The organism is Geminicoccus harenae (genome assembly GCF_019800005.1).
GTDB lineage: Bacteria > Pseudomonadota > Alphaproteobacteria > Geminicoccales > Geminicoccaceae > Geminicoccus > Geminicoccus harenae.
On the sequence record NZ_JABGCL010000006.1, the window covers coordinates 212,846 to 228,264 of the forward strand.

Here is a 15,419-nt window from a genome sequence, read left to right on the forward strand (position 1 = left end):
CTCAGGCTGCGCGGATGGCACCGGTGATGAGGCCGGTGACCTCTTCCGGCGAGCTGTCGGCGATGCGCTTGTCGGCGACCTTGGTGCCGCGGCGCATCACCACGACCCGGTCGCAGACCGTGAACACGTCGGGCATGCGGTGGCTGATCAGGACCACCGCCATGCCCTTGTCGCGCAGCCGCAGGATCAGATCGAGCACCTCCTTGACCTGGCGGACCGAGATCGCCGCGGTCGGCTCGTCCATCAGCACGACCTTGGCGTCCTTCAGCCGGGTGCGGGCGATCGCCACCGCCTGGCGCTGGCCGCCGGACATCCGCCTGACCAGGTCGCGCGGCCGGGTCTCCGACTTCAGCTCGGCGAAGATCTCGCCGGCACGCGCATACATCTGCGCATAGTCCAGGAACTTGAACGGCCCGTACGACTTCTTGGGTTCCCGGCCCAGGAACACGTTCTCGGCGGCGGTCAGGTTGTTGCAGAGGGCCAGGTCCTGATAGACCACCTCCACGCCGCGCTCGCGCGCATCGGCCGGCTTGTGGAAGTGCTGGACCTCGCCATCCAGCCGGATCTCGCCGGTGCTCGGCCGGAAGTTGCCGGCGATGCACTTGACCAGGGTGGACTTGCCCGCGCCGTTGTCGCCCATCAGCCCCACGACCTCGCCGCGCTCCAGGTCGAGATCGACCCCGCGCAGTGCCTCGATCGCGCCGAAATGCTTGCTGATGTCGCGCAGTTCGAGCAGCGCCATCCCGTTCCGACCTCCCCCTGGCGGCCCGATCGTGCGAGCCGGCTTCATTGAGGAAGACCATACACAGGCACCTTTTCGCGTAAAGTCAGATTAATCGTACCTGTTACCCTGTTACGTCGGGAGCCCGGCGGCGAACCGGCGGATGCGGCGGGCGGCCTCGTCCAGTTCCGGATCGGGCACGGTCAGGCTGACCCGGACATGGCCGGCTGCCGGGCCGCCGAACGCATCCCCGGAAAGCACCGAGACCTCGGCCTCGGCCAGCAGGCGACGGGCGAAGCGGTCGGGATCCAGGCTGGTGCCCTGCACGTCGACCATCACGAACATCCCGCCGGCCGGACGCCGCACGATCAGGCCCGGCGCATCCGCCAGTGCCGCGCAGAAGCGGTCGCGCCGGGCCCGGTAGATCCGGTGATGCTCCGCCAGCTCCGGATGCGGCTCGGCCAGGGCCACGGTGGCGGCGTCCTGAATGAAGTCGGGCAGGCCGTAGAGCATGGCGAGCGCCAGCTCGTAGATCGTGGCGGTCACCCTTTGTGGCCCGATCACCCAGCCGACTCGCCAGCCGGTCATCGCATGCGACTTAGAGAGCGAGCTGACCACCACGGCATGGTCGTTCATGCCCGGAATGGCCGAAGGGCTGACATGGCTGCCCTCGTAGATCAGATCGGCATAGACCTCGTCGGAGATCAGCCAGAGGCCGTGCTGCTTCGCGAGCCGGCACAGCGCCTCGATCTCGGCCCGGGTGAACACCGCGCCGGTCGGGTTGTTCGGCGTGTTGATCAGGATGGCGCGGGTACGCTCGCCGATCGCGCGTTCGATCGCCGCCAGATCCGGGCGGAAGCCGGTTTCGGCATCGAGCGGCACGTTCACCATCACCGCGGCGGCCGCGGCGATCGTGGCCGGGTAGGTGACATAGGCCGGGGCCGGGACCACCACCTCGTCGCCCGGGTTCAGCAGGCACTGGCAGGCGGCGAACAGGGCACATTGCGCCCCGGCCAGCACCACGACCTGCTCCGGGTCGATCGGGCGGCCGGTGAGCCGGCCATGGTGCCGGGCGATCGCCTGGCGCAGCGCCGGCTTGCCCTGCACGTCGGCATAATGGGTGTGGCCGGCATCCAGCGCCGCCTTGGCGGCCTCGCGGATCCGGGCGGGTGTCGTGAAGTCGGGATCGCCCACCGAGAGGATGATCACGTCCTCGCCGCGCCGCGCCCGTGCGGTCGCATCGTAGTGGATCAGCCAGGCATCGGTGGCCGGACCGGCCAGGCCGCTGGTCCAGGCGGCAAGCGCTGGTGCCCTCATGAACGCTCGGCTCCCTTTACGTCGTGGCCCGCTGTCCGGAAGGATGCCGGGCCGACCCCAGCCCAACAAGCGCCCCGCCGCCCCCAAAGGAACCCGCCCGATGCCGAGCGTCCGCCGCCTCCTGCCCTCCGACCTGCCCGCCTGGGAAGGGCTGTTCACCGGCTACTGCCGCTTCTACCGGGCGGACGTGCCGGACGAGGTGCGCCGCTCGACCTTCGAGCGCCTGTGCGCGGGCGACGATCTGGTGGGCCTGGTGGCGGTCGACGAGGGCGACCGGCCGATCGGCCTGATGCACCTGGTCTTCCACCCCTCCACCTGGTCCAGCCGGATCTACTGCTATATCGAGGATCTCTATGTCGAACCGGCCCATCGCGGCGGCGACGTGGCCAAGTCCCTGTTCGACGCTGGCTACGCGCTGGCCGATGAGCGCCAGGCCGACCGGACCTACTGGCTGACCCAGGAGTTCAACGCACCGGCCCGCTCGCTCTACGACACGGTCGGGCACCGGACATCGTTCATCGTCTATGCGCGCTGAGCGCGGATCGCGATCCAGAAGCTCATCTGCGCCACCAGCCCGCCCAGGGCCAGCACCAGGCCTGCGGCGAGCGCCGGGTCGGGGCCGGCCGCGACCAGGGCGGTGAAGCCGGCACCGACCGTCATCTGGATGAAGCCGTACAGGCCGGCGGCCGATCCGGTCAGGCGCGGGTCGATGCTGATCGCCCGGGTGAGGGCGGCCGGGCTGGACATGCCGGCCCCCAGCGTCATCAGGGACATAGTGCCGGCCGCCACCGCCACCGTGAGCAGCCCCAGCAGCTCGGCGGCGAGGAAGGCCAGCGAGCTGGCCAGCACCAGCAGGGTGGCGCCGACCAGCAGGCGCTCCATGGTGACCCGGCCGATCAGCCGGCCGGTCAGGACGTTGCCGGCGGCCATGCCGACCATCAGCAGGCCCAGATAGATCCCGACCTCGTGGAGCGGGCGGTGCAGCTCGTGGACGAACAGGAAGGGGGCCGCCGCGATGAAGGCATAGATCGCGGTGGTGGTGCAGCCGCCGCCCACGGCGAAGCCGACGAAGACCGGCGAGCGCAGGAGGTGGCGATAGTCCTGGAGGAGGGAGCGGGTGCTGAGCTGCCCGCTCGGCCGGCCGGTCTCGGGCAGGAGCCGCCAGACCGAGAGGAGGTTCACCGCACCCAGCGTCACCAGTGCCAGGAAGATCGAGCGCCAGCCGAGGGTGGCGGAGAGGGTGCTGCCGCTCATCGGCGCCAGGGCCGGGCCGGCCATGGTCATGAGGTTGAGCAGGGCCAGGCGACGCACGGCGTCGTGGGACCCCGTGGTATCGCGCACGATGGCGCGGCCGAGTGCGAGCCCGGCGCAGCCGCCCAAGGCCTGGAGCAGGCGGGCGGCGATCAGGGAGCCGGCACCTGGTGCCAGGGCCGCGCCCAGCCCGGCGGCAGTGTAGAGGGTGAGGCCGGCCAGCAGGGTGGGGCGGCGGCCGAAGCAGTCGGAAAGCGGGCCGTAGACGAGCTGCCCCACCGCCAAGCCGACGATGTAGAGGCTGATCGTCATCTGCATGGCGCCGACGCTGGCATCCAAGTCGGCGGCCGCGGCCGGCAGGGCCGGCACGAACATGTGCATGGCCAGCGTGCCGCTGAAGGTCACCAGTACCAGGAGCCAGAGCGGTGGCTGGCGGAGGGCAGCGGATTGGCGGGAAGCGTCGGCGGCTTGGGGCATGGGCCATTGATGCGGCGCTGTCTGCCAGCAAGGCAACCGCTGCCCGGCAGGCCAGCCATGCCGTCAGTGCGTATCGAATGCCGCCTGGATGGCCGACCGGTCCGCGCCGGCGAGCAGGGCCAGTTGCAGGAGCACGCGCGCCTTGCCGGGCTTGAGCTCGCCGGCATGGACGAAGCCCAACGCCGCGTCGTCGACCTCGCCCGTGGCCAGCACCGCGCCCGCCGGCAGCCTGGTGCTGCGCGCCACGGCGATGCCCCGTCCGGCTGCCTCCGCCAGGGCGCCCAGGGCGATCCTGGTCATGTTGCCGTTACCGACCCCGGCGACCACGATGCCCTTGGCACCCGCCGCGACCGCCGCATCGATCAGCTCGCGGCCCATCCCGGCATGGGCATGGAGGATCACGACCCTGGGCAGCGCGTCATGGCCGGCGAGGTCGAAGCCGGCCGGGCGCGGGTCGGGGGGGCGGTGGAAGCGGGGGCGGCCGCCAGCCATCGTGCCGAGCGGGCCGCGTTCGGGTGCCTGGAAGGCGTCCACGCGGTTGGCGTGGGCCTTGTAGACGTCGCGCGCGGCGAAGACCTGGTCGTTCATCACGGCCAGCACGCCACGGTTTCGGGCGGCGGGATCGGCCGCCACGGCGATCGCGGCGGAGAGGTTGGCCGGCCCGTCGGCACCGATTGCGGTGGCCGGGCGCATGGCGCCGGTGAACACGATCGGCAGTTCGGCCCGGACGGTCAGCTCGGCGAACCAAGCAGTCTCCTCCAGCGTGTCGGTGCCGTGGGTGACGATGATGCCGGCAAGGCCCGGCTCGGTTGCCAGCGCGGCCAGCCGGCGGGCCAGCTTCAGCCAGACCGCGTCGTGCATGTCCTGGCTGCCGATGCTGACGAGCTGCTCGCCGCGGATGGCGGCGACGCGGTCCAGGCCGGGCAGGGCGGCCAGCAGGGCGTCGATGGCGAAGCTGCCGGCGGTGTAGCCGTGGGCGACGTCCTGCGCGCCGGCGATGGTGCCGCCGGTGGCCAGGACGTGGACGAGGGGCAGCGCGGTCACGGCCGCACCCCCTTGCCGTAGTGGCGCTCGATCCGCGCCTGGATCACCTCGAACACGGCGGAGAGCAGCCAGTAGATCAGCGCCGCCGTGATCAGCATCTCCATGTATTTGAACTCGGCGCGGCCATAGGTGCGGGCCAGGAACATCAGCTCCCACACGCCCATCACCGAGACCAGCGAGCTGTCCTTCAGCATGGCGATGAACTGGTTGCCGGTGGGCGGGATGACCAGCCGCATCGCCTGGGGCAGGACGACGAGGCGCATCGCCTGGGCATCGGTCAGCCCCAGCGAGGCGGCGGCCTCACGCTGGCCGCGCCCGACCGCCTCGATCCCGGCACGGAAGATCTCGGCCATGTAGGCGCCGTAGCACAAGGAGAGCGCGATGATCCCGGCCGGCACCGCCTCCAGGACCAGACCGATCTGCGGCAGGCCCAGATAGATCAGCAACACCTGCAGGAGCAGCGGCGTGCCGCGGAAGAAGCTGATGTAGAAGGTGGCCACCCCGAAGGCCAGGCCGTTGCCGGACAGCCTGGCCAGCGCGCCCACCAGGGCCAGCAGGGTGGCGAAGGTGATCGAGACCAGGCAGATCACCACGGTCAGGACGGCACCCTGCAGGAAGGCCTGGCCGGCGCCGAACCCGAGCAGGCCCGGCACGTTGGCCAGGATGAAGCGGTAGTCCAGCCCGAAGCTCCAGAAGAACAGGGCGAAGACCAGCAAGAGTTCGGCCCAGGCCAGCAGCACCTGGAACTCGAACGGCATCCGGCGCAGGACCAGGATGTTGGCGATCGCGAGGCCGGCCACGAGCAGGCTGCCGACCAGCCGGGCCAGGAGCGGAGGCAGCCCGGCCAGGCCCGGCACGGTCCAGGGGAACGCGGCGGCGATCAGGAAGACGATCAGGCCGATCAGGGTCAGGCGGGCGTCCCGCCGGTCGAGGAGGTCTGCCAATATGCTCACTGGGTCAGGTCGGCGCCGTAATACTGCGCGGACAGCCGGGCGAGCGTGCCGTCCGCCTTCATCTCGTCGACGATCCGGGTGATCTCGGCAGCGAGTTCCGGGTCGCCCTTGTCGATCGCGACCGAGAGCGGCTCCTTGAACAAAGGCTCGCCGACGATCTTGAACGGGTAGCCGCGCTCGATCGCGTCCAGGACGGTCGGCAGGGCGGTGAAGGCCGCATCGAGGCGCACGCCGTCCCCTAAGCGCAGATCGTCCAGGGCCAGCAGGTCGGTGTCGTAGGTGCGGATCTCCGCATCGTCGATCTGGTAGGTGAAGGGCGGCGCATCGGCCACGTCGATGGTCAGGTCCTTCTTCAGATAGCTCTCATAGGTGGTGGCGACGCCGACCCCGATCCGCTTGCCGCCGGCATCGGCGGGGGTGGTGATCGTCTGGTTGTCCTTGTGGACCACGAGCGAGGCCGGGGTGAAGTAATAGACCGCCGGGAAGTCCAGGACCTGCGCGCGTTCCTTCGTGGGCGTCATGCTGCCAACCGAGATGTCCCAGCGGCCCGCCCAGCGCCCGGCGGTGATCACGTCCCAGCCGGGCGTGACGAAGCGGATGTCCACGCCCAGGCGCTTGGCGATCTCCCGACCAACATCGATGTCGAAGCCCTGGAACTCGTTGGTCATCGGATCGAGCGAGGATTGCGGGGGATATTCCGGATCGGTGCTCATCGTCAGCACGCCGGCCTCCCTGATCCGGTCGAGCGCCTCACCGGCGGACACTTCGGCCGCAACCAGGAACGAGAGGGCGGCTGCGAGCAGGGCACCACGACGCGAGAGCGGCATTTCGTTTCCCCCGGAACAACGCGATATTACAGCCAGGATGACGAGGCGCGTCCGGCACGGCAAGCTCGGCGCGCTCCGGCTGCCGATGCCGCCGGGACCTGACCGGGAGGAGGATGAGCCCATGACGACGCCGGCCTTTTCCGGAATCTGGCCGATCCTCTACGCCTTCTTCGACGAGCAGGACCGGCTCGACGAAGGGGCGGTGCTGCGCCAGGTCGAGGCCTGCATCACCGCCGGTGCGGACGGGATCGCGGCACTGGGCTTGGCCACCGAGGTCGCCAAGCTCATGCCCGACGAGCGCGCCACGCTGCTGCGCTGGCTGGCCCGGACCGTCGATGGGCGGGTGCCGGTCGCGGTCACGGTGTTCGGCGAGAGCGAGGCCGAGCAGGTCGCGTTTGTGCGCATGGCGGCGGAGCTCGGTGCTTCCTGGGTGATCCTGCAGCCGCCGCCCCGCCGGCCGCTGCCCGAGGACGAGCTGCTCCACTTCTTCGGCCGGGTCATCGACGCCTGCCCGATCCCGGCCGCGATCCAGAACGCGCCGGACTATCTGGGCGTGGGCCTGGGCGACGTGGCGATCCGGCGGCTGAGGGACCGCCACCCCAACTTCCTCCTGCTCAAGGGCGAGGGCTCGGCGGTCTCGATCCGGCGCACCATCGACGCGCTCAAGGGCGAGGTCGCGGTGTTCAACGGCCGGGGCGGGCTGGAGCTGCCGGACATCCTGCGCGCCGGCTGTGCGGGGATGATCCCGGCCCCGGAGCTGGTCGACGTCCAGGTCGCGATCTGGCGGGCGACCCAGGCCGGAGAGTGGGCGGAGGCCGACCGGCTCTATGCCGAGGTGCTGCCGCTCATCGTGTTCGTGATGCAGTCGATCCCGCACCTCGTCACCTACGGCAAGCGCGCGGCTGCGCATCGCCTGGGGCTGGGACCGGTCCACGACCGGGCGCCTGGCGACCTGCCCACCCCGTTCGGCCTGGCGGTGCTCGACCGGCTGCTGGCACCGCTGCCGCCGCTGCTCTGAACCGTACCGGATGGTGTCGCTTTCACGCGGGGGCGCCGAGGCGGCAGGGCCATGGGGCAACCCTTCCGGGCGTGAAAAGCCATGTCGCTTTCACGAAACCCGGCAGGCCGATGCGCACCAGAAATGCGGCCCATCCGACCCCATATACTGGGCTGTCGGGGCTCCATCCCGGCAGCGGCGCGGGGATGACCGTCCATGGCGGTGGCGTTTCGGGATCTGTTCGGGCGGCGGAACACGGCCGGAGGTGCCGAGATCGCGGCACAGGTGACCGGGCTGGCGCAAGGCTGGTCGATCGAGATCACCGCCAGGCAGGCGGCCAAGCTGGAGCGGCTGCCGCTGCCCAAGGGTACGCGGGTCAACATCGCTTACCTGCCGGACGAGGAACCCTCGGCGATCCTGCAGACCGCGGCGCGGCTGGTGTTCGAGGGCATGGTGCCGGTACCGCACGTGCCGGCGCGCACCCTGCCGTCGGCCATGGCGCTCGACACCTATCTGCGGGGCTTGGCGGCGGTGGGCGTGCGGGAGGCGCTGGTGATCGGCGGCGGTGTCGCCCAGCAGCAGGGGCCGTTCGCCAGCAGCATGGACGTGCTGAGAAGTGGCCTGTTTGAAGAGTTGGGCTTCAGCCGGGTCGCGGTGGCGGGCCATCCCGAGGGGAGCCCGGACATCTCCGTCGAGGGCTTGGCCGCAGCGCTGGCCGAGAAGAACGCGTGGGCGGAGGCGGCGGGCCTCACCGTCGAGCTGATGACCCAGTTCTGCTTCGATGCCGGCAAGGTGGCGGCGTGGGAGCGGGCGATCCGTGCTGCCGGCAACCGGCTGCCGATCCGGGTGGGCCTACCGGGCCCGGCCTCGATCAAGAGCCTCCTGCGCTATGCCCAGATGTGCGGCGTGGGCAATTCGCTGGCCTTCCTCAGCAAGCGGGGCGGCAACGTCCTGCAGCTCGTCACTGCCGCCGAGCCGGACGGCTTCATCGTCGACCTCGCCAGGGCCCTGGCGGGCGAGCCCGGCCATCTGGTGGCCGGCCTGCACTTCTACCCATTCGGCGGCTTCGAGAAGACCGCGCACTATGCGGATGCCGTCGCGGCGGGCCGCTTCACCGTAGAGGGCGACGGCCAGGGCTTCAGCCTCACCGCCTGAACCGGCCTCGCCGCCACTCACGACCGTGCCTATGCTGGCCTCCTGCAGGGGAGGCAGCGGGGATGGCCGACGATTTCCAGCGCTTCGAGCGCGACGTCCATGATCGGCTGGCGCCGACCTATCGCGATCGGTTCGAGCCGGTCACCGCCCTGGCGGTGGAAGGGCTGCTGGAGGCGGCGGGGGTGCGGGAAGGGGTGCGCCATGGCGACCTCGCGGCCGGCAGCGGCGTGGTGGCGCTGGGCGCCCTGGCGAAGGGGGCGAGCGTCGATGCCTATGACCTGAGCCCCGGCATGCTGGCGATCCTGGAAGGGCGGGCGCCCGCGATCCATGCCGTCGCCGCCTCGGTCGACCGGCTACCGGTCGCGGACGGCCACTACGACACGCTGACCATGGGCTTCGGCATCGGCCACCTGCCGGCGCCTGAGGCGGCGGTGGCCGAGGCGCTGCGGGTGCTCAAACCCGGCGGGCGGATCGCCCTGTCCTGGTGGGCGGATCGCGACGAGAACCGGGTGAACGGCCTGTTCGTCGACCTGATCGAGGAACTGGCGCTGACGGCACCGCCCGAGCGCCTGCCGCCCGGGCCCCCGATCTTCCGCTTCGCCGACCGCAAGGCGCTGGTGTGCCTGCTGGAGGACGCAGGGTTCACCGACGTGTGCCTGGAGACCCTGGCGTTCCGTCATGTCGTGCCGGCCGCTGTCGACTGGTGGGCGATCGGCCGGGGTGCGTTCGCCCGGGTGTCGGCGATCCTGGATGCCCAGTCGGCGCAGGCGCAGGAGCGGATCCGCACCCTGTTCCTGGAGCGGGCGGAGACCTATCGGGACGGCGACGGCATCGCGATCCCGATCAGGTTCCACGTGGTGAGCGGCAGTGCGCCTCGATCTGAGGACTGAGGGCCCGCCAGGCTCAGGTCACGAAATTGTCGGCGGTCAGCCTGGTCACGTCGAACAGGGTGATGGTGCCCTGGCCCCAGCCATAGCCGTCGCCGACGAAGGTCGGCTGCCCGGGCTCGGTGTAGGTGACGTCGGTGACCGGGGTGAAGGCGCCGAGATCGATCACCAGGCTCCTGGCTGCCATACCGTTGAACGAGGCCGATCTCGTGGACACGGCGTCGTCGGCGCTGGTGATGACGCCGTCGCTGTTGCTGTCCAGGTCGGCGAACCTGAAGTCATAGCTCTGCGCCTCGCCCGTGGCGGAATTGCTCTGCCGCCAGGAGAACTCCAGCCGGTCGCTGGCGTCGAAGTCGGTGATCAGGTCGTTGACGTGAAAGAAGACATTGGTGGGGCTGTCGGCGGCTTCACGGTCGCCATGCATGCGGTAGGCGAAGATGTCGGCACCCTCGCCGCCGGTCATGACCGTCCGCTCGCCGGGACGGGCCTCGCTGCTGGCCAGGTCGTCGTTGCCTGCCCCGCCGATCAGCCGGTCGCTGCCGATCCCGCCGCGGAGGTGATCATCACCGGCGCCGCCGTCCAGGCGATCGTCGCCAAAGCCGCCGAACAGCCAGTCGTCGCCGTTCTCGCCGCGCATGTTGTCGTCGGACGTGCCGCCATAGGCGGTATCGTTGCCATCCCCGGCGAACAGGGTCAAAGCACCGTCGTTCTCCGGCCAGCTCAGCTGGTAGGGCATGTCGATCTGGTCGTCACCGCTGCCGGCATAGACGACATTGGCGCCGCCGCCGGGAAGGATCCGGTCGTTGCCGTCGCCGCCGAGCACGAGGTCGTCGCCGACCGTGGCATAGATCCGGTCGTCGCCCGCCCCGCCCTCCAGATGCTCGTTGCCTCCCTCGGCCCGGGGCAACTCGTCGACCTCGTAAGGGCGGTAGCCGCCGACCAGCAGGTCGTTGCCGACCCCGCCCAGCAGGTGATCGTCGCCAGGTCCGCCATAGAGGTCGTCGTTGCCGGCATCGCCGTGGATCGTGTCGTTGCCGAGATCACCCCACAGCCGGTCGCGGCTGTCGCCGCCGGACAGCAGGTCGTTGCCGTCGCCGCCACTCAGCCGGTCCCACCCGGCATCGCCCCACAGGCGGTCGTCCTCGTTCTCGCCGTAGAGCAGGTCGTCGCCCGGCCCGCCATACAGCTCGTCCCTGCCGTTGTTGGCATGGATCGTGTCGTTGCCGGCATCGCCCCAGAGGCGGTCGCGGCCGTCACCGTCCCAGATGACGTCGTTGCCATCGCCGCCGCTGACCCGGTCGTGGCCGGAGGCACCCTTGATCAGGTCATTGCCCGCCTCGGCGCGCAGGAGGTCGTCGCCGTCCCCGCCCGAAAGCTCGTCGTTGCCGGTCCCGCCGTAGAGCGTGTCGTTGCCGCCGTCGCCCCAGAGCCGGTCGCGGTCGCGGCCGCCCTCGATATGGTCGTTGCCGTCGCCGCCGCTGACCATGTCGAAGCCGTCTTCGCCATAGATCCGGTCGTTGCCTTCCTGGCCGAAGATCAGGTCGCCGCCGGCCCGGCCGAACAGGGTGTCGTTGCCCTTCAGCCCGTCGATCGTGTCGGCCGCGACCGTGCCGTAGATCCGGTCGTTGCCATTGGTCCCGGTGAGTGTCGCCATCTGCCGACTCCCTGGTCGCGGCGATGAGGCCCGTGATGATCGTTCCTCATGACTCCGATTGCAGCGATCCGGGGATCACCATTACGTGATGACAAACGAATTATTTACACTTGGTAATTTTTTGCCATAGTCGGCTGAGCCAGAAAGCAGTGGCGACAGGCGCCGGGGCGGCGCCGGCTGGCCGGAAGCCTGCCAGCCGGCGCCTGCCTGATCAGAGCCCCAGCTTCTTCGCCACGATCTCGTTGACCACGCCCGGATTGGCCTTGCCGCCCGTGGCCTTCATGACTTGGCCGGTGAACCAGCCGGCGACCTTCGGGTTCTTCTGGACGGTGGCGACCTGGCCCGGATTGTCGGCGATCAGCTTGTCGATGATCGCTTCGATGGCGCCGGTGTCGGTCACCTGCTTCATCCCGCGCTCCTCGACGATCTTGTCCGGCGCATCGCCGGTCTCGAACATGATCGCGAAGACGTCCTTGGCGAGCCGGCCGGAAAGGGTGCCGTCCTTGATCAGGGACAGGAGCTTGCCGAGGTCGGCAGCGCTGATCGGGCTGTCGGTGATGGACTTGCCGGCCTTGTTCAGCTGGCCGAACAGCTCGGTGATGATCCAGTTCGCGGCCTGCTTCGGATCGCCGTGCCTGGCGGCCTCCTCGTAATATTCGGAGGTCTCGCGCTCGGCGACCAGCACCCCGGCGTCGTAGGACGAGAGGCCGTATTCCGTCATGAAGCGGGCGCGCTTCTCGTCGGGCAGCTCCGGCAGGGTCGCCTTGATCTGCTCGACGAAGTCGTCCGGCAGCTCCAGCGGCAGCAGGTCGGGGTCCGGGAAGTAGCGGTAGTCGTGCGCCTCTTCCTTGGAGCGCATCGAGCGGGTCTCGCCCTTCACCGAATCGAACAGGCGGGTCTCCTGCTCGATCACCCCGCCGCTTTCCAGGATGTCGACCTGGCGACGCGCCTCATACTCGATGGCGCGGGCCACGAAGCGCATGGAGTTGACGTTCTTGATCTCGCAGCGCGTGCCGAACGGCTGCCCTGGCTTGCGCACCGAGACGTTGGCGTCGCAACGGAGCGAGCCTTCCTCCATGTTGCCGTCGCACGTCCCGAGATAGCGCAGGATCGAGCGCAGCTTGCGCATGTAGAGGACGGCTTCCTCGGGATCGCGGATGTCCGGCTCGCTCACGATCTCCATGAGCGCCACGCCCGAGCGGTTCAGGTCGATCAGCGTGGTGTCGTGGCCCTGGTCGTGGATCGACTTGCCGGCGTCCTGCTCCAGATGGAGGCGGGTGATGCCGATCGGGCGCTGCGTGCCGTCCGGCATGTCCAGGATCAGCTCGCCCTTGCCCACGATCGGGTGCTGGTACTGGCTGATCTGGTAGCCCTGCGGCAGGTCCGGATAGAAATAGTTCTTCCGCTCGAACACCGAGACCTTGTTGATCTCGGCCTTCAGGCCGAGGCCAGTGCGGACAGCCTGCTCGACGCAATAGGCGTTCACCACCGGCAGCATGCCGGGCATGCCGGCATCGACCGGGCTGACCTGGGTGTTGGGCTCGGCGCCATAGGCGGTGGCCGCACCGCTGAACAGCTTGGCCTGGCTGGAAACCTGCGCGTGCACCTCGAGACCGACCACGATCTCCCAGGTGCCGGTGTTGCCTTCGATGGTCCAGCTCATGCCCGAGCCTCGATTCCGTAGGGAAGCGTGTTGAACTGCGCGGCCTCTTCCAGCGCCGCACCGATCTGGAGGACGGTCGGCTCGTCCCAGGGCTTGCCCATGATCTGCAGGCCCAGCGGCAGGCCGTCCGAGGACAGGCCGGCCGGCACGCTCATGCCCGGCAGGCCCGTCAGGTTGGCGGTCACGGTGAACACGTCGTTCAGGTACATGGCGACCGGGTCGTCCGGCTCCTCGCCGATGCGGAAGGCCGGGGTGGGGGTGGTCGGCGCGAGGACAGCGTCGACCTCCCCGAACACCTTCCGGAAGTCATTGACCAGGATGCGGCGGACCTTCTGCGCCTTGACGTAGTAGGCGTCGTAATAGCCGGCCGAGAGCACATAGGTGCCGATCATGATCCGGCGCTTGGCTTCGTCGCCGAAGCCGGCGCCGCGCGACTTCTCGTAGGTCTCGGTGAGGTTGCGGCCGTCGACCCGCAGGCCGTAGCGCATGCCGTCATAGCGGGCGAGGTTGGAAGACACCTCGGCCGGCGCGATGATGTAGTAGGTCGCGAGCGCATAACGACTGTGCGGCAGCGAGACTTCCTTCACCTCGGCACCCTGGGCGCGCAGCCAGTCGGCGCCCTGCTGCCAGAGCCGGTCGATCTCGGGCGAGAGGCCCTCGACGCGGTACTCCTTGGGGATGCCGATCTTCAGCCCTTTCAGCGACTTGCCGATCCCGGCCGCGAAGTCCGGCACCGGCAGGTCGGCGGACGTGCTGTCGTTCGGGTCGTGGCCGGCCATCGCCTGCAGGAGCAGGGCGCAGTCTTGGACATTGCGGGCGAAGGCACCGGCCTGGTCCAGCGAGGAGGCATAGGCGATGATGCCGAAGCGCGAGCAGCGCCCATAGGTCGGCTTGATCCCGGTGATGCCGGTATAGGCGGCCGGCTGGCGGATCGAGCCGCCCGTGTCGGTGCCGGTCGCGGCCAGGCACATGCGTGCGGCCACGGCCACGGCCGAGCCGCCCGAGCTGCCGCCCGGCACCAGCGGCTTGGCGTCGCCCGGCCGGGTCCAGGGGCTCTTCACCGGGCCGAACGCGCTGTTCAGGTTGGCCGAGCCCATGCCGAACTGGTCGAGGCTGGTCTTGCCCAGGCAGACCGCACCGGCCTCCCAGAGCTTGCTTGTGACCGTGCTCTCATAGGGCGGGACGAAGCTGCCCAGGATGTTCGAGGCGGCAGTGGTGCGGATGCCCTTGGTGCAGAACAGGTCCTTCACCGCGATCGGAATACCTTCCAGCGGGCCGGCCTCGCCCTTGGCGATGCGCTCGTCCGCGGCCTTGGCCATGGCCAGCGCCTGCTCGGGCGTCTCGGTGATGAAGGCGTTGAGCGCCCGGTGGCACTCCATCTGGGCGATGGAGGCCTCGGTCAGCTCGACCGCCTTGAATTCCTTTGCGGCCAGGCCCTTGCGGGCGTCGGCCAGCGTCAGCCGGTGGAGATCCACGCTCATTCGACCACCTTCGGCACCACGAAATAGCCATCCTGCTGGGCCGGCGCGTTCGCCAGCACGTCGTCGCGGCGGTTGCCGTCGGTCACCTGGTCGGCCCGCCAGTCCTGGGTGATCGGCATGACCGAGCGCAGCGGCTCGACCGCATCGGTATCCACCTCGCCCAACTGCTCGACCCAGCCGAGGATGCCGGACAGCTCGGTTGCCAGATGCTCCTGCTGCTCCTCAGGAACCTCGAGGCGGGCCAGGTGCGCGATCTTCGCCACCGTGGCCTTGTCGATCGCCATGGATCTCTGGTCTCCTGCACGCGAAAAACGGAAAAACGCGGCCGGATTTGGCCGCAAAAGGCGCACGGAAGCTAGTGTCACCGTCCATCTTCCGCAACCATGCCGACTTCGCGGCAACCCTGCCCAGGCGCGGCGGCCTCCTGGCCCTGGACGTCAGCAAGCGGGCGATCGGCCTTGCCGGCACCGATGCCGAGCGGCGGATGGTGACGCCGCTGTTCACCCATGCCCGCAAGTCCTGGGCCCATGACCGGGAGACGCTGCTCCGGCTCCTGCGCGGGCGGCGGCCGGTGGGCCTGGTGGTCGGCTGGCCGCTCGGCCTGGACGACCGGGAGGGGGAGGCCTGCGACCGGGTCCGCAACTTCCTGGACCTGTTCGTGCCGCTGGCGGGTCTCCCTGTGTTCCTGCAGGACGAGCGGTTCACCACCGGCGGGGTGGAAGCCGCGATCGAGGCGGGCGAGCTTCCGCCGCCGGGCAGGGACGGGAAGATCGACCATCTGGCGGCGGCGCTGATCCTGGGCGAGGCACTGCGGTCGATCGGGGCACAGCCGACCGAATAGGATGCGACAGATTCTCCCGGTATTTTCCGGAACTTGAAAAGATAAATCCGGCAAAACAAGATTTCCTGTGCGGAAGGCACCCAATAAATTGCCCAAGGCGGGAATCCACATGCCCAAGATCGAGAATTCGACGTACCTGGATTTTGCGGCC

At 69.5% G+C, this 15,419-nt stretch carries 15 protein-coding genes; 5 read left to right on the forward strand and 10 right to left on the reverse strand.

What is annotated here, in order from left to right:
- Position 1 precedes the first annotated feature (1 nt).
- Together HLA95_RS07500 and HLA95_RS07505 are read right to left on the reverse strand one after the other, a co-directional pair.
- Positions 2 to 742, reverse strand: a complete 741-nt coding sequence (locus HLA95_RS07500; protein ID WP_191059707.1) for an ATP-binding cassette domain-containing protein — start codon at positions 740 to 742, stop codon at positions 2 to 4.
- Between the two features lie 111 nt (positions 743 to 853).
- The gene (locus tag HLA95_RS07505) at positions 854 to 2,038 is read right to left on the reverse strand and encodes a pyridoxal phosphate-dependent aminotransferase (protein WP_191059706.1); all 1,185 of its coding nucleotides are present in this window, start codon (positions 2,036 to 2,038) and stop codon (positions 854 to 856) included.
- Positions 2,039 to 2,138: 100 nt separating this feature from the next.
- Here HLA95_RS07505 and HLA95_RS07510 point away from each other — a divergent pair, with 100 nt between their 5' ends.
- Positions 2,139 to 2,573 carry a GNAT family N-acetyltransferase gene (locus HLA95_RS07510; protein ID WP_191059705.1) on the forward strand — a complete coding sequence of 145 codons (435 nt, stop codon included), beginning with the start codon at positions 2,139 to 2,141 and terminating at the stop codon, positions 2,571 to 2,573.
- On the opposite strand, the gene HLA95_RS07515 is transcribed toward HLA95_RS07510, so the two are convergent.
- From HLA95_RS07515 to HLA95_RS07530, 4 genes are all read right to left on the reverse strand, one after another.
- On the reverse strand, positions 2,561 to 3,766 hold the full coding sequence (locus tag HLA95_RS07515) for a Bcr/CflA family efflux MFS transporter (protein WP_191059704.1): 1,206 nt from the start codon (positions 3,764 to 3,766) through the stop codon (positions 2,561 to 2,563). The two genes, HLA95_RS07510 and HLA95_RS07515, sit on opposite strands and share 13 nt — an antisense overlap.
- 63 nt (positions 3,767 to 3,829) lie before the next feature.
- Positions 3,830 to 4,810, reverse strand: a complete 981-nt coding sequence (locus HLA95_RS07520; RefSeq protein WP_222182899.1) for an asparaginase — start codon at positions 4,808 to 4,810, stop codon at positions 3,830 to 3,832.
- Positions 4,807 to 5,763 carry an amino acid ABC transporter permease gene (locus tag HLA95_RS07525; protein ID WP_223861556.1) on the reverse strand — a complete coding sequence of 319 codons (957 nt, stop codon included), beginning with the start codon at positions 5,761 to 5,763 and terminating at the stop codon, positions 4,807 to 4,809. Before HLA95_RS07525 ends, HLA95_RS07520 begins: the two co-directional genes overlap by 4 nt.
- The gene (locus HLA95_RS07530; protein WP_191060175.1) at positions 5,760 to 6,590 is read right to left on the reverse strand and encodes a transporter substrate-binding domain-containing protein; all 831 of its coding nucleotides are present in this window, start codon (positions 6,588 to 6,590) and stop codon (positions 5,760 to 5,762) included. Before HLA95_RS07530 ends, HLA95_RS07525 begins: the two co-directional genes overlap by 4 nt.
- Positions 6,591 to 6,627: 37 nt before the next feature.
- Here HLA95_RS07530 and HLA95_RS07535 point away from each other — a divergent pair, with 37 nt between their 5' ends.
- The 3 genes from HLA95_RS07535 (at position 6,628) to HLA95_RS07545 (ending at position 9,632) form a co-directional block, all read left to right on the forward strand.
- Positions 6,628 to 7,608 (forward strand): dihydrodipicolinate synthase family protein, encoded by a 981-nt coding sequence (locus HLA95_RS07535; RefSeq protein WP_222182901.1) that lies wholly within the window; start codon positions 6,628 to 6,630, stop codon positions 7,606 to 7,608.
- A gap of 195 nt (positions 7,609 to 7,803) precedes the next feature.
- Positions 7,804 to 8,742, forward strand: coding sequence for a methylenetetrahydrofolate reductase (locus tag HLA95_RS07540; RefSeq protein WP_191060173.1), 939 nt, complete (start codon positions 7,804 to 7,806; stop codon positions 8,740 to 8,742).
- Between the two features lie 62 nt (positions 8,743 to 8,804).
- Positions 8,805 to 9,632 (forward strand): class I SAM-dependent methyltransferase, encoded by an 828-nt coding sequence (locus HLA95_RS07545; RefSeq protein WP_191060172.1) that lies wholly within the window; start codon positions 8,805 to 8,807, stop codon positions 9,630 to 9,632.
- A gap of 13 nt (positions 9,633 to 9,645) precedes the next feature.
- Here the strand turns inward: HLA95_RS07545 and HLA95_RS07550 are convergent, their stop codons facing one another.
- The 4 genes from HLA95_RS07550 to gatC form a co-directional block, all read right to left on the reverse strand.
- Complete coding sequence (locus HLA95_RS07550) at positions 9,646 to 11,283, reverse strand: calcium-binding protein (protein ID WP_191060171.1); 1,638 nt, start codon at positions 11,281 to 11,283, stop codon at positions 9,646 to 9,648.
- A 211-nt stretch (positions 11,284 to 11,494) separates the two neighbouring features.
- Positions 11,495 to 12,946 carry an Asp-tRNA(Asn)/Glu-tRNA(Gln) amidotransferase subunit GatB gene (gatB, locus tag HLA95_RS07555; RefSeq protein ID WP_191061814.1) on the reverse strand — a complete coding sequence of 484 codons (1,452 nt, stop codon included), beginning with the start codon at positions 12,944 to 12,946 and terminating at the stop codon, positions 11,495 to 11,497.
- Positions 12,943 to 14,421: an Asp-tRNA(Asn)/Glu-tRNA(Gln) amidotransferase subunit GatA gene (gene gatA / locus HLA95_RS07560; protein WP_322100111.1), complete on the reverse strand. Its 1,479-nt coding sequence runs from the start codon at positions 14,419 to 14,421 to the stop codon at positions 12,943 to 12,945. Before gatA ends, gatB begins: the two co-directional genes overlap by 4 nt.
- A gap of 2 nt (positions 14,422 to 14,423) precedes the next feature.
- Positions 14,424 to 14,711 carry an Asp-tRNA(Asn)/Glu-tRNA(Gln) amidotransferase subunit GatC gene (gatC, locus tag HLA95_RS07565; RefSeq protein ID WP_191061096.1) on the reverse strand — a complete coding sequence of 96 codons (288 nt, stop codon included), beginning with the start codon at positions 14,709 to 14,711 and terminating at the stop codon, positions 14,424 to 14,426.
- Between the two features lie 74 nt (positions 14,712 to 14,785).
- Here gatC and ruvX point away from each other — a divergent pair, with 74 nt between their 5' ends.
- Positions 14,786 to 15,268 (forward strand): Holliday junction resolvase RuvX, encoded by a 483-nt coding sequence (gene ruvX, locus HLA95_RS07570; RefSeq protein ID WP_191061097.1) that lies wholly within the window; start codon positions 14,786 to 14,788, stop codon positions 15,266 to 15,268.
- Positions 15,269 to 15,419: the final 151 nt, after the last annotated feature.